General features: G+C 66.3%; 12 protein-coding genes. 4 read left to right on the top strand and 8 right to left on the bottom strand.

Going from position 1 to position 12,737, the window contains the following annotated elements; genetic code table 11:
• Positions 1 to 2 precede the first annotated feature (2 nt).
• Positions 3 to 1,139 carry a cysteine desulfurase family protein gene (locus tag ABC419_RS08895; RefSeq protein ID WP_412877683.1) on the bottom strand — a complete coding sequence of 379 codons (1,137 nt, stop codon included), beginning with the start codon at positions 1,137 to 1,139 and terminating at the stop codon, positions 3 to 5.
• Positions 1,136 to 1,606 carry an Rrf2 family transcriptional regulator gene (locus ABC419_RS08890; protein ID WP_200167625.1) on the bottom strand — a complete coding sequence of 157 codons (471 nt, stop codon included), beginning with the start codon at positions 1,604 to 1,606 and terminating at the stop codon, positions 1,136 to 1,138. Before ABC419_RS08890 ends, ABC419_RS08895 begins: the two co-directional genes overlap by 4 nt.
• Positions 1,607 to 1,766: 160 nt before the next feature.
• On the opposite strand from ABC419_RS08890, the gene ABC419_RS08885 reads away from it, so the two are divergent.
• Positions 1,767 to 2,417, top strand: a complete 651-nt coding sequence (locus ABC419_RS08885; protein ID WP_200167623.1) for an alpha/beta hydrolase — start codon at positions 1,767 to 1,769, stop codon at positions 2,415 to 2,417.
• 11 nt (positions 2,418 to 2,428) lie between these two features.
• Here ABC419_RS08885 and ABC419_RS08880 read toward each other — a convergent pair whose 3' ends face one another.
• From ABC419_RS08880 to ABC419_RS08865, 4 genes are all read right to left on the bottom strand, one after another.
• Positions 2,429 to 3,406, bottom strand: coding sequence for a TerC family protein (locus tag ABC419_RS08880; protein WP_412878775.1), 978 nt, complete (start codon positions 3,404 to 3,406; stop codon positions 2,429 to 2,431).
• Between the two features lie 108 nt (positions 3,407 to 3,514).
• Positions 3,515 to 4,216 (bottom strand): DUF6624 domain-containing protein, encoded by a 702-nt coding sequence (locus tag ABC419_RS08875; RefSeq protein ID WP_412877684.1) that lies wholly within the window; start codon positions 4,214 to 4,216, stop codon positions 3,515 to 3,517.
• 57 nt (positions 4,217 to 4,273) lie between these two features.
• On the bottom strand, positions 4,274 to 5,230 hold the full coding sequence (locus tag ABC419_RS08870; RefSeq protein ID WP_412877685.1) for a DMT family transporter: 957 nt from the start codon (positions 5,228 to 5,230) through the stop codon (positions 4,274 to 4,276).
• On the bottom strand, positions 5,230 to 6,369 hold the full coding sequence (locus tag ABC419_RS08865) for an anhydro-N-acetylmuramic acid kinase (protein WP_412877686.1): 1,140 nt from the start codon (positions 6,367 to 6,369) through the stop codon (positions 5,230 to 5,232). Before ABC419_RS08865 ends, ABC419_RS08870 begins: the two co-directional genes overlap by 1 nt.
• A gap of 179 nt (positions 6,370 to 6,548) precedes the next feature.
• Here ABC419_RS08865 and tyrS point away from each other — a divergent pair, with 179 nt between their 5' ends.
• From tyrS to ABC419_RS08850, 3 genes are all read left to right on the top strand, one after another.
• Positions 6,549 to 7,829 carry a tyrosine--tRNA ligase gene (tyrS, locus tag ABC419_RS08860; RefSeq protein ID WP_412877687.1) on the top strand — a complete coding sequence of 427 codons (1,281 nt, stop codon included), beginning with the start codon at positions 6,549 to 6,551 and terminating at the stop codon, positions 7,827 to 7,829.
• 13 nt (positions 7,830 to 7,842) lie between these two features.
• Entirely contained in the window at positions 7,843 to 8,310 is a 468-nt protein-coding gene (gene bcp, locus ABC419_RS08855; protein WP_412877688.1) for a thioredoxin-dependent thiol peroxidase, read from the top strand.
• A 133-nt stretch (positions 8,311 to 8,443) separates the two neighbouring features.
• Positions 8,444 to 9,010 (top strand): bactofilin family protein, encoded by a 567-nt coding sequence (locus ABC419_RS08850; protein ID WP_412877689.1) that lies wholly within the window; start codon positions 8,444 to 8,446, stop codon positions 9,008 to 9,010.
• A 75-nt stretch (positions 9,011 to 9,085) separates the two neighbouring features.
• Here the strand turns inward: ABC419_RS08850 and prfB are convergent.
• Both prfB and ABC419_RS08840 read right to left on the bottom strand, forming a co-directional pair.
• Positions 9,086 to 10,199, bottom strand: a protein-coding gene (gene prfB, locus ABC419_RS08845; RefSeq protein WP_200167615.1) for a peptide chain release factor 2 whose coding sequence is annotated in 2 segments (ribosomal slippage) — positions 9,086 to 10,129 and positions 10,131 to 10,199 — 1,113 coding nt in all. Because the reading frame shifts where the segments join, the coding sequence is not laid out codon by codon here.
• A 76-nt stretch (positions 10,200 to 10,275) separates the two neighbouring features.
• Entirely contained in the window at positions 10,276 to 12,696 is a 2,421-nt protein-coding gene (locus tag ABC419_RS08840; RefSeq protein WP_412877690.1) for a penicillin-binding protein 1A, read from the bottom strand.
• Positions 12,697 to 12,737 lie beyond the last annotated feature (41 nt).

Below are 12,737 nucleotides of genomic sequence, written 5' to 3'. Positions count from 1 at the left end.
ACTTACGCGACTTCCTTTACGCGCTCTTGCAAGCGCGCCTTGTGCTTGTCCCAGGCCGCGACCCAGGCGTCGGCGAACCGGGTCCAGTCGGCCTCGGTCGTGCCCCAGCCCCCGGAGACGCGCACGCCCCCGGTCGCCAGGTGGTGCAGGCCCATGGCGCTGATCGCCTTGGACGGCTTGACCTTGCCTGACGAACAGGCCGAACCCGCCGAGACCATGACCCCGACCAGATCAAGAGTGATCAGTTGCTGCGGGCTGTCCCAGCCCTCCACCGCCATGAACAGGGTGTTCGGCAGACGCGGAACCGCGCCGCCGATGACGGTCGCGCCCGCCGCCTTGACCTTCGCCTCAGCCGCGTCGCGCCAGGCGACATGAGTCATGGCGGCGTCCAGATCGCGCGCGGCGCAGTCGGCGGCGACGCCGAAGCCGGCGATGCCCGGCACATTCTCGGTTCCTGCGCGCAGGCCGCGTTCCTGCCCCGCGCCATGCAGGATGCGAACGGCCGAAACGCCGTCCTTCAGAACCAGAGCGCCCACGCCTTGCGGTCCGCCTAGTTTATGCGCCGACAGGGTCAGGCTGTCGGCCCCAAGCGCGCGCATCGTCACCGGAATCTTGCCCGCCGACTGGATGGCGTCCACGTGCAGCCAGCCGCCTGCCGCGCGGACCAGCTTCGCCGCCTCGGCGATCGGCTGGATCACGCCGCTTTCGTTATTGGCGTGATGGATGGAGACGACCGCACGGCCCGGACGCGCCAGCGCCTCAGCCAGCCAGGCCAAATCGACCACGCCGTCCGCATCCACCGGCAGCACCTCGACGGGAACGCCGCTGACGGCGGCGGCCTCGGCCACGCAAGGGTGCTCGGTCGCGCCGACGATCAGCCGTTGACAACCGGCGGCCAGGGCGCTGTGGATCGCCTGTGCGTTGGATTCGGTCCCGCCCGAAGAGAAGATGATCGCCGTCGGATCGGCGCCGACTAGATCGGCCACCTGGGCGCGCGCCGTCTCGATACGCGCACGGGCGCGGCGTCCGGCGGCATGAACGGCCGACGGATTTCCGTTGTCGGCCAAGGCCTTGACCATGACATCTTGAACTTCAAGGCGAACCAGGCCCGAGGCGTTGTAATCCAGATAGACGCTCACGCGGCGGCCTCCATGGACGACGTCGCGTCCTTCCGACCCATGCGGGCGCGGCTCGTGCGCTTTTCGATCACATCGGCCAGACTGACCCCGGCGAGATAGCGATGGATCTCGGCGCCCAGGTCTTCCCAAAGATCGTGAGTGATGCAACGCGCCCCGCCCGTCATGCAGCCGCGCGGCGTACCGTGGGCGGCGCAGCGCGTGGCGCGGATCGGCTCATCGACGGCCAGCACGATGTCCGCCACGACCGTCTCCCCCGCGGTCATGGCCAAGCGATAGCCGCCGCCGGGACCGCGCACGCTCTTAACCAGCCCGCCCTTGCGCAGGCGCGCAAAGAGCTGCTCCAGATAGCTGAGCGAGATTTCCTGACGCGCGGCGATCTCGGCCAGAGAGACCGCCCGATCCGACCCGTTCTTCGCCAGATCGGCCATCGCCATGACGGCGTAACGTCCCTTGGTCGACAGACGCATCCCAATACCTCAAAATTCTAACGCTTTTCGGGCCCGCTGTGCTAAGACCCCCGGCCTCGCCAGCGAGCGCGTCACGCACAGGGGGACTTAGAAAGTCCTACCTGCGTGGTCAAGTATTATCCGCTCGCGAAACGTCTGTTGATCGTAGGGACCGCCATCCATGCCTGAAGTCATCCTGCCTGGCGCCTCCGGCCGCATCGAAGGCCGCTATTCGCCCGGCAAGCGTCCCGACGCTCCGATCGCCCTGATCCTGCACCCGCATCCCAAGGCGGCCGGGCACATGAACAACCCTGTCGCCCTGACGCTGCACCAGCTGTTCGTGCAGCGCGGGTTCGCCACCCTGCGCTATAACTCGCGCGGCGTGGGCAAGTCCCAGGGCGAGTTCGACAGCGGCATCGGCGAACTGGCCGACGCGGCCACGGCCCTGGATTGGTTGCAGGCCAACAACCCCGCCGCCACTCAGACCTGGGTCGCGGGCTATCAGTTCGGCGCCTACATCGGGATGCAACTGCTGATGCGCCGTCCTGAAACCGATGGCTTCATCTCGGTGTCGCCGCCCTCGAACATCTACGATTTCAGCTTCCTGGCCCCCTGCCCGGCCTCGGGTCTGTTCCTGCACGGCACGGCCGACACCGTCGTGCCGCCGGCCGATGTCGAGCGCGTGGTCAACAAGCTGCGTACCCAGAAGGGCATCGTCATCGACTACGAACTGGAAGAGGGTGCGACCCACTTCTGGCAGGACCACATCGGCGCCGTCGAACGCCGTGTCGGCGCCTATCTGGACAAGCGCCTGGCTGAAAATCCGGCCTGACGTCCTCAAGATCAGCGCGGGGGCATGGCCTCCGCGCGGGTCCGCCACAGGGACCAGACCACCCCCGCCGCCAGGATCGCGGCCGTTACCGAGAGAGAGACGGCGGGCGGCACCTTCTCGATCCCAAGTAGCGGCGCGGCGAACACCTTGGCGCCGATGAAGACCAGCAGAACGGCCAGCGCCTGCTTCAGATAGGCGAAGCGGTGGATCACCGCCGCCAGGGCGAAATAGAGCGCCCTCAGGCCCAGTATGGCGAAGATGTTAGACGTATAGACGACATAGGCGTCCGTCGTGATGGCGAAGACCGCCGGCACGGAGTCCACGGCGAAGATCAAGTCGGCGATCTCGATCGTCACCAAGGCCAGAAACAGCGGGGTGACGTGCAGCTTCATCTCGCCTGATCGACTCGGCGCCCGGACAAAGAAGGCATGACCATGCAGGTCGTTCGTCACCCGCATCCGTCGGCGGAACCATTTCAGTAGCGCATTGTCGGCGATGTCCGTCTCTTCACCGCGCGCGAAGAACATCCGCACGCCCGTGACGATCAGAAAGCCGGCGAAAAGATACAGCACCCAATGATAGCGAGCGACCAACACCGCCCCGCCGCCGATCATGATCGCCCTCAGAACGATGACGCCCAGCACGCCCCAGAACAGCACGCGATGCTGATAGAGACGCGGCACCGAAAAGGCGCTGAAAATGAGGGCGATGACGAAGACATTGTCCATCGCCAGACTTTTCTCGACGGCGTAGGCGGTCAGGTATTCGACCGCGCTATCGGCCCCCAGCCACGACCACAGCCATGCCCCGAAAGCCAGGGCGACAGCGATATAGAAGGCGGACAGCCCCAGGCTCTCTCGCACCCCAATCTCGTGATCCCGCCGGTTAAACAATCCCAGGTCCAGCGCCAGCAAGGCGATGACGACCGTCAGAAAGCCCGCCCACATCCAGACGGGCTTGCCCAACCACTCCAGCAGCAACAGTTCCATCGACGCCTTCGCGAGCCGTTTCCAACGACGCGGCCGACATCGCGATGAAGGGTCGCCAGAGGGGCCCGGTCCGCTATGGTATCAACGCATGGCGACGGCGAGCGTTGCTCAGTTTTCGCGGCAAGTCGGCCACGAGGCGAAACGCGCTTCATACTGCGCCAGCGTATGGGGAAATCCTGCTTCCGCGCGACGACGATCGGCGTTCGCGGGATCCTCGAGGTTGTCGTAGTCGATGACCCAGCGCCCATTCTTGCAGGTCACCTGCGTCCCGTAGCGTTGCGGACGCCCCTCGTTCACCGCCAGCCGATCGTACATCAGACCGAACTGCGCCCCATCAACCTCGCCCGCCGCCACGAGAGGCTCGAGCACCGGCACGAAACGTCGCCACTGCTCAAGGTTTGAATGCTGGATGATGAGAAAGGCCGTTTGCGACGGCCCCTCGCCATAGCGGCTTTTGAGGAACCATCCCTCCGGCGGCAGCATGGCAAGCAAGGCGGTGAGATTGGCCTCGTCCGCGTCCTCCTGAACCTGCCACATCGCCTTGTTGGCGGCCTGCTCCTGATCCGGAGGCAGAATGCTCAGATCGACTTTCTGCATCGCCTGTCGCCCCATCTGATCCAGGCGATACATCCGCAGAAAGCGTTCCTCGTGATCCTGAGGAGGCGGCGCTTGCGTCTGTCGTCGCTGTTCCTCGGTAATTGTTTCGAGCACGGGAGCGATCAGGGCTCGCGCCTCGGCGCTCAGTTCACCGGAGGGCGATGAGACCTCTGCCTGACCCAACAGAAACAGTGTGGCGATCCATGCAATCATGCGTCCCTCCCTGATGAAGAACTTGGACCGTAGATTAAGACGAAATTACGTCGTTCTCTAATGTTCGCCTTCCGCAGCCGCCATAGCCGCCGGGCGGTGGGCGCGAACGCACCAGACGACGCTGACGATCATCAAAATCATGGCCACGATCTCGATTATGGTCGGGCCGCGCTGTTCCCAGATGAAGCCGTAGATGAAGGCGAACAGCGTCTCGGAGACGATCATCTGGCCCAGCATCGTCAGGGGCAACAGGCGGCTGGCCTGATTCCAGAAGGCGTTGCCGATGACGGAGGCGAGGATGGCCACCCCTGCGCTGACGCCGATCAGGCGCAGCCAGGCGTCGTCCGTCATGCCCCCGAGCATGAACAGCGACGGGATGACCAGCAGCAGCGCCAGCGCGCCCGTGACTACGCCGGTCAGCAGCGACCACTCATGCGGGGTGACGTCAGGCAGGCGTCCCATCCAGCGACTGTTGCCGACAGCGAAGGCGGTCCAGGACAGCAGGGCCGCCACGGCGCAACCCAGGCCGATCAGGGCAGCCGTTCCGCTTTGCGCCGCCGCGCCGCCGCCCTGGCTGAGCGATTCCCAGCCGATCAGGCCGACGGCCAGCGCCGCCACGGCGATGGGCGGCGCGACACGCGACAGCGGCGGCGACTCCTTGTCCCGCAGCCCCCATAGCGCCACCACCACGGGCACCATACCGACAATCAGGGCCGAGGCCGCAACGCCCGCGTAATGCACCCCGACCACCAGGAAGGCGAAATAGACGAGATTTCCCGCCAGGCTCAGCCACACCAGAGCGCCCCACGCCTTGCGCGTCAGGGCCCCCGTCACCCGCCGCCAGCGGGGGGCAATCAGCAGGACCGCGATCAGGCCATAGGCGAGATAGCGCCCCGCCGTCAGCAGCAGGGGCGAGGCCTCGGGCACGACCTTGGGCGCCAGGAAGACCAGCCCCCACAGAGCGCCCGCCGCCAGACCACTGGCGATACCCCAGAAGCGCGAGGACGCCGCCACTATTCCGCTCCCGGCTCGACGATGCGGCCGCCGGTCATGGGCGTCGGAACGCCTGTCGTGCCGGGGAAGCTGATCGGCAGTCCCAGACGACAGCGCGCGGCCAGGAAGGCGAAGGCCTCAGCCTCGATCGAGTCGCCGCGCCAACCCTTGTCTTCAGCCGTCGAGACGGGAACGCCGACACGCTCGCGAATGGCGGCCAGCAGCACAGGGTTGTGGCGACCGCCGCCGCAGACGACGATCTCCTTCGGCTGTTCCGAACAGCGAGCGACGCCCAGCGCCACGGCCTGCGCCGCGAAGGCGGTCAGGGTCGCGGCGGCGTCTTCCAGCGACAGTTCCGCCACCGGGTCCAGCGAGAAATCGAACCGATCCAGCGACTTCGGCCCGGTCGCCGCGAAATAGGGGTGGGCCAGATAGGCGTCCAGTACGGCCGAGTCGACCGTTCCCGCCGCCGCCAGACGGCCGCCCTCGTCCATCCGCTTGTTCATGCGAGACTGGACCAGCAGGTCGACCATGCCGTTGGCCGGGCCGGTGTCGAAGGCCTCCAGCCCGCCGTCGGCGCGGATCAGGGTGATGTTGCCCACGCCGCCGAGGTTCAGCACGGCGACCGGCCCCTCTACCCCCGCCTTGCGGACCAGCGCCGCGTGATAGACGGGCGCCAGCGGCGCGCCCTGTCCGCCCGCCGCCACGTCGGTGCTGCGGAAGTCGTAGGCCACCGGCACGCTCAGGCCTTCAGCCACACTGACGGCGTCGATCAGTTGGACGGTACGGCCCGGAGCGTCGGGCGTCGGCGCCTCGTGCAGCACCGTCTGACCGTGAACGCCGACCAGATCGAGCGCGCGGGACTTCACCCCGTTCACCGCCATGAAGCCGAGTGCGGCGGCCAGGTGCGCATCGGCCACCGCCATGCGCGCGTCCTCGAAGCTGTCCGGCTCTTCCTCGTCACGCTCCCAGTCGAAGGCGTCCTCGATGGCGTCCTCGACGATGGCGCGGGTCTCGCCGTCCAGCTTCATCTCGCCGGCGGGACCAAAGGCCAGAATGTCATGGCCGTCCGTCTCGATCACCGCCATGTCCACGGCGTCCAGCGAGGTGCCGGTCATGAAGCCGAGCACGCGGAGGGTCTTTTTCGGGGAGGTCGTCATGGCGGCTTGACTGCCACGTCGAGCGCGACGTAGCTAGCGCCCATGATCGCGCAACCGGCCCTTTTCGCCGCCTACTACTACGGCCTCTACTAGAGAGCGGCCGCGATCCTTGCCGCCCTTCCCTCGGCGGCATTATTCCTCGGAAGACGGCCGCCGGTTCTGATGCTACGGACCCGACCATGACCGAGCCCACGACCCAAACCGCTTCCGAAACCGCCTTCAAGTCGGACTTCCTGCGCCTGATGAAGGCGCGCGGCTATATCCACCAGATCACCCACCCGGTCGAACTGGACGAGGCGGCGGCGGCCGGCGTGGTCACGGGCTATATCGGCTTCGACGCGACGGCGCCGTCTCTGCACGTCGGCCACCTGATCCAGATCATGCTGCTGCGCCGTCTGCAGCAGGCCGGGCACAAGCCGATCGTCCTGATGGGCGGCGGTACGACCAAGGTCGGCGACCCCAGCTTCAAGGACACCCAACGCCCCCTGCTGAACGAGGAAAAGATCGCCGAGAACATCGCCGGCATCAAAGGCGTGTTCGAGAAATTCCTGACTTTCGGCGACGGCCCGACCGACGCCGTCATGCTGGATAACGACGAGTGGTTGTCGCAACTCGGCTACCTGCAGTTCCTGCGCGACTACGGTACGCACTTCACCATCAACCGCATGCTGAGCTTCGACTCGGTCAAGCTGCGCCTGGATCGCGAACAGCCGCTGACCTTCCTCGAGTTCAACTACATGCTGATGCAGGCGACCGACTTCCTGGAGCTGAACCGCCGCTATGGCTGCGCCCTGCAGATGGGCGGATCGGACCAGTGGGGCAACATCATCAACGGCGTCGAACTGACCCGCAAGGTGGACCACAAGGCCGCTTTCGGCCTGACCACGCCGCTGCTGTCCACCGCCTCGGGCCAGAAGATGGGCAAGACGGTCGGCGGCGCCGTGTGGCTGAACGCCGACGCCCTGTCGCCGTTCGACTACTGGCAATACTGGCGCAACACCGAGGACGGCGACGTGGGCCGGTTCATGCGCCTGTTCACCGACCTGCCGCTGGACCAAATCGAGCGTTATGAGGCGCTGGAAGGCGCCGAGATCAACGACGCCAAGAAGGCGCTGGCCGACGCAACCACCTCCATGCTGCACGGCGTCGAGGCCGCTCAGGCCGCCCGCGCCGCCGCCGAGGCCGCTTTCGAGAAAGGCCAGTTGTCCGCCGACCTGCCGACCGTCGAACTGCCGCGCGACGAGGTCATCGGCGCCATGATCGCCGCCGTCACGACCAAGGCGGGCCTCAGCGCCTCCAACGGCGAAGCGCGCCGCCTGGCCCAGGGCGGCGGCCTTCGCCTGAACGACGAGGTCGTCAACGACGGCGCCCGCCTGATCGAAGAGGCCGATCTGAACGCCGACGGCGTGCTGAAGCTCGGCGCCGGCAAGAAGAAGCTGGTGCTGGTGCGGCCGGTGTAAGGGAGAAAGACCTGTGACCGACATCACCGAAAACACCCCTGCCCCCCCTTTTGATCTGGAGACCGACGGCGACGGGCACGTGTCGCTGGATGGGTTCAAGGGCAAGAACGTCGTCCTCTATTTCTACCCCAAGGCGGACACGCCGGGGTGCACGACCGAGGGGCAGGACTTCTCAAATCTGATCGACCGCTTCTCGGCGGCGAACGCCGTGGTGATCGGCGTGTCGCGCGACTCGGTGAAGAAGCTGGACCGCTTCAAGGCCAAGCATGACCTCAAGATCGTGCTCGGTTCGGATGAGGACGGCGCGGTCACGGAAGGCTGGGGCGTGTGGGTTCAGAAGAAGCTCTATGGCCGCGAATATATGGGCATTGAGCGCGCCACCTTCCTGATCGACGGTCAGGGCGTGGTTCGCCGCGTCTGGCGGAACGTCAAGGTGAAGGGCCACGCCGAAGAGGTGCTGGCCGCCGTCGAAGCGCTCTGATCGGCGAGCGGGGTTCGGAAGGCCCCGCTTGACCTCTCCGCCTCAGCCCCCCCTAAGTATTGTCAGGGATTGTATCCTCAGGGGCTGACATTGACCAAACGCCGGTCGTTCCGGCGTGACGCGGAGAGTATAGATGTTCAACAAGAACAAACCCCTCGACAACAGTACTTCGAGCGGATTGGGCATTCCGACGCCGCCCGAACCGGCCAAGCCGACGCCCGCACCCGCTGCTCCGATCGCTGCTGCGCCCGTGCGGACGCCTGAGCCGGCGCGTCCCGCCGCCGCACGGTCGTCCAGCCTGTCGACCCTGTCGGCCGGCGTGAAATATGAGGGCAACATCTCAGGCGCCGGCGAACTTCAGGTCGATGGCTCGCTGAAGGGCGACATCCGCGTGGTGCGCGTCGTGATCGGCGAAGGCGGCGCGGTCGAGGGCACGGTCCACGCCGACATCCTTGAGGTTCGCGGCCGCGTCTCGGGCGCCATCGTCGCCAAGCAGGTCAAGCTGTTCGCGACCTCGCGCGTCGAGGGCGACATCACCCAGGAGCAGCTTTCGATCGAACAAGGCGCCTGGTTCCAGGGCCGCTGCACCCAGGCCAAGCGCGATACGCCGGGCGCCAACATGCTGGAAGCTCCCACCTCGGCCGAAAAGCCCGCGCCCGCCAAGACGGACGCCAAGGTCGAAGCCAAGCCCGCAGCCTGATCGGCGCGGCGGCCAGAAACGAGAAAGGGCGGCCCGCGAAGGCCGCCCTTTTTTTTGCGTTGACCCACGGGTCGATTAGCCCTCGCGAGTCTCGCCCACGCGGGCCGCGAGCGCGGCGCCCATGAACGGATCCAGGTCGCCGTCCAGAACGCCCTGGGTGTCCGAGGTTTCGACCTCGGTCCGCAGATCCTTCACCATCTGATACGGTTGTAGGACGTAGGAGCGGATCTGGTGCCCCCAGCCAATGTCGGTCTTGGCGTCAGCCAGAGCCTGAGCTGCGGCCTCACGCTTCTGAAGTTCAAGCTCGTACAGACGCGCCCGCAGCATCTTCCAGGCCTGTTCGCGGTTCTGGTGCTGCGAACGACCGGCCTGACAGGCCACGACCGTGTTGGTCGGAATGTGGGTCAGACGCACAGCCGAGTCGGTCTTGTTGATGTGCTGACCGCCGGCGCCGGACGCGCGATAGGTGTCGGTGCGCACATCGGCCGGGTTGATGTCGATCTCGATCGTATCGTCCACAACCGGCGACACCCCGATGGAGGCGAAGCTGGTGTGGCGCTTGGCCGCCGCATCGTAGGGGCTGATGCGGACCAGGCGGTGAACGCCCGATTCCGACTTCAACCAGCCATAGGCGTTCGGCCCGGCGATCTGCAGGGTCGCGGACTTGATGCCCGCCTGTTCGCCTTGTTCCTCGGCCTCGATCGTGACTTCATAGCCGTGGGCGCGGGCCCAGCGGCTGTACATCCGCATCAGCATCCCGGCCCAATCATTGGACTCGGTACCGCCGGCGCCGGAGTTGATTTCCAGATAGGCGTCGTTGCCGTCGGCCTCGCCGGACAGCAGGGCTTCCAGTTCGGCGCGAGCGGCGCGTTCCTTGATGGCCTTCAACTGCTCGCGGGCATCCTCGAGGGTGGCTTCGTCGCCCTCCTCGTCGGCCATGTCGGCCAGCATGATCCCGTCTTCGAGACCCTGCTCCATTTCCTTGACGGCGCTGACCTGGGCTTCCAGACGCGAGCGTTCGCGGCTGACGGCCTGAGCCTGTTCGGGATTGTCCCACAGCGTCGGATCCTCGACCCGCGCGTTCAGCTCATCGAGCTTTCTTAGAGCGACATCCCAGTCAAAGTCGCCTCCTGAGCAGAGCGACGCTCTGCTCGATGTCGGCCTTCATGGCCTCGACATCCGGTCTCATCGCAATCTCCAGCGATACAGGGGTGGATAGGCGCGCCAGAATGTCCGGCGCGCCGAAGAGGGGTGTAACTAGAGCGTCAGTAGAGACCGCTCAAGTCCTCGGCTGGCTCCTTCTTGGGCGGAGGCGGCGCGACAGGCGGCGGCGCAGCCGGAGTCGGGGTCTGCGTACGGACTTCCTGCTCGCGACGGATCACGTCGTAGTAGTTCTGCGGTCCTTCAGGCGCAGCCGGACGCGGCGCCTCTTCACGCAGTTGGCGCTCGGTGCCGGGACGGAAGGCTTCCTCGATGCCGTTCACGGTGCGGAAGATGGCGTTCTTCGGCTTCACGAACGGACGCGCGGGGCGTTCCTTCAGGGCGTCTTCCATGAAGTCGATGAAGATCGGCACGGCGGTCGAGGCGCCCGCCTCGCCCCCGCCTAGCGAGCGGTTGTCGTCGAAGCCGACGAAGACGCCGACGACGATGTCGCTGGAGAAGCCGACGAACCAGGCCGAACGGTATTCATTGGTCGTGCCCGTCTTGCCCCCGACCCAACGGCCCAGGCTGCGGGCGCGGGCGCCGGTGCCGCGCTGGATGACGCCTTCCAGCATGGAGCTCATCTGATAGGCGGTGATCGGGTCGATCACCTGGGTTCCGCGATCTTGCAGGCGCGGCGATTCCTGGCCGCTGAAGCCCCGCGCGCAATCACGGCACTGGCGGCGATCAGCACGATGGATGGTCTGACCGTTCCGGTCCTGAACCAACTCGATAAGATAGGGATCGACCCGGCGCCCGCCGTTGACAAAGGCGGCGTAGGCGGCGGTGATGCGGTACGGCGTCGTTTCACCCGCGCCCAGCGACATGGCCAGGTTCGGCGACATGTCGTCCACCACGCCCATCTTCTTGGACAGGTCGACGACGTTCTTCATGCCCACTGCCTGGGCCAGACGCACGGTCATGACGTTGCGCGACAACTCCAGGCCGCGACGCAGGCTTTGCGGGCCGTAGAACTGGCGGCTGTAGTTCTGAGGCGTCCAGGCGCGACCGCCAGGACCGCCGGGGAAGCTGATCGGCGCATCCAGAACGATCGAGGCGGGGGTGAAGTCGCCTTCCAGCGCCGCCGCATAGACGAAGGGCTTGTAGGCCGAACCGGGCTGGCGGCGGGCCTGGGTCGCGCGGTTGAAGCTGGACAGGGCGTAGGAATAGCCGCCGACCATCGCTAGGACGCGGCCCGATTGCGGCTCGATGGCGACCAGGGCGCCATTGACGGCAGGCGCCTGCTTCAGGGCGAACTGGCCGCCCTGCCGCTCGACGAAGATCAGATCGCCGCGCTTCAGCGGGCGACGCCCTGCGTTGGACCAGGTCACGTCGGTCGCACGCAGCGTGCCCGTCTGATCGTCCTTGGCCGTGCGGACCCGGATCGTGCTTCCGCTGACGTTCTCGACGGCGGCGGCCTGCCACGAGCGACGCTCGGGCGGGGTCGTGCGCTTCTGGGCTTCGGCCTGCCAACCTTCGGCGAAATCGGTCGTGCCCCAGGCGCCGCGCCAGCCGTGACGACGGTCGTAGTCCTCAAGCCCGCGCATCAGGGCGTCGCGCGCCGCCGATTGCAGTTGCGGGTCCAGGGTGGTGCGCAGATAATAGCCGCCTCGGTTGACCTCTTCCTGACCGAACAGGGCGATGGCGCGGCGGCGCGCTTCTTCGACGAAGAAGTCGGCGTCGGCGTATTCGGCGCGGCGCGGTGCCGAACGAGTGCTCAGGGGACGGGCAAGAGCCGTCTGCAACTGTTCGTCCGACAGCCACTTGTTGTCGGCCATCTCGCCCAGCACCCAGTTCCGACGCCCCACTGCGGCCTCGGGATAGCGTTTGGGGTGATAGTTGGTCGGCCCCTTGGGCAGGGCCGCCAGGAAGGCCGCCTCGTCCGGCGTCAGCTGATCCAGCGACTTGCCGAAATAGTTGTAGGCCGCCGAGGCCACGCCGTAGGAGCGATAGCCCAGGTAGATCTCGTTCAGGTACAGCTCGAGGATCTGTTCCTTGCTCAGCGTCGCTTCCAGGCGGCTGGACAGCACCGCTTCCTTGAGCTTGCGGTTCAGACTGGTCTCGCTGGTCAGCAGGACGTTCTTGGCCACCTGCTGTGTGATGGTCGAGCCGCCTTCAAGACGACGGCCGGACAGCACGTTGAAGACGTTCTTGAACATGGCCCGGCCGATGCCGGACACGTCGATGCCGCCGTGGCTGAAGAAGTTCTGGTCCTCGGCCGCCAGGAAGGCGTGAACAACCGTCTGCGGCACCTGATCATAGGTGACGTAGATTCGGCGCTGATCCGAGAACTCGCCGATCAGGGTGCCGTCCTCGGCATAGACGCGCGTCGCCGTCGCCGGGCGATAGTCCGCCAGCTCGGAGGCGTCCGGCATGTCGTGCAAGACCCAGGCGGCGTAGATCGCCACCACCACACCGGCCACGGCGATGGCGCCCAGCAGGGCCACGCCCGCCATGACGAACCAGCGTTCGGCTATCTTCACCATGAACTCCGCAAGACGCGCCCCATGATCCGTCGTTTATCGCG

Source organism: Brevundimonas phoenicis (assembly GCF_047237745.1).
GTDB lineage: Bacteria > Pseudomonadota > Alphaproteobacteria > Caulobacterales > Caulobacteraceae > Brevundimonas.
This window is presented reverse-complemented; position numbering and strand designations above follow the sequence as displayed.

Excerpts from the sequence above, each read along its gene's own strand:
- ABC419_RS08890 (WP_200167625.1), bottom strand. The coding sequence starts at position 1,606 with ATGCGTCTGTCGACCAAGGGACGTTACGCCGTCATGGCGATGGCCGAT.
- ABC419_RS08880 (WP_412878775.1), bottom strand. The coding sequence starts at position 3,406 with ATGGAACTGTTGCTGCTGGAGTGGTTGGGCAAGCCCGTCTGGATGTGG.
- ABC419_RS08850 (WP_412877689.1), top strand. The coding sequence starts at position 8,444 with ATGTTCAACAAGAACAAACCCCTCGACAACAGTACTTCGAGCGGATTG.
- ABC419_RS08885 (WP_200167623.1), top strand. The coding sequence starts at position 1,767 with ATGCCTGAAGTCATCCTGCCTGGCGCCTCCGGCCGCATCGAAGGCCGC.
- ABC419_RS08840 (WP_412877690.1), bottom strand. The coding sequence starts at position 12,696 with ATGGTGAAGATAGCCGAACGCTGGTTCGTCATGGCGGGCGTGGCCCTG.
- ABC419_RS08865 (WP_412877686.1), bottom strand. The coding sequence starts at position 6,369 with ATGACGACCTCCCCGAAAAAGACCCTCCGCGTGCTCGGCTTCATGACC.
- tyrS (WP_412877687.1), top strand. The coding sequence starts at position 6,549 with ATGACCGAGCCCACGACCCAAACCGCTTCCGAAACCGCCTTCAAGTCG.
- ABC419_RS08875 (WP_412877684.1), bottom strand. The coding sequence starts at position 4,216 with ATGATTGCATGGATCGCCACACTGTTTCTGTTGGGTCAGGCAGAGGTC.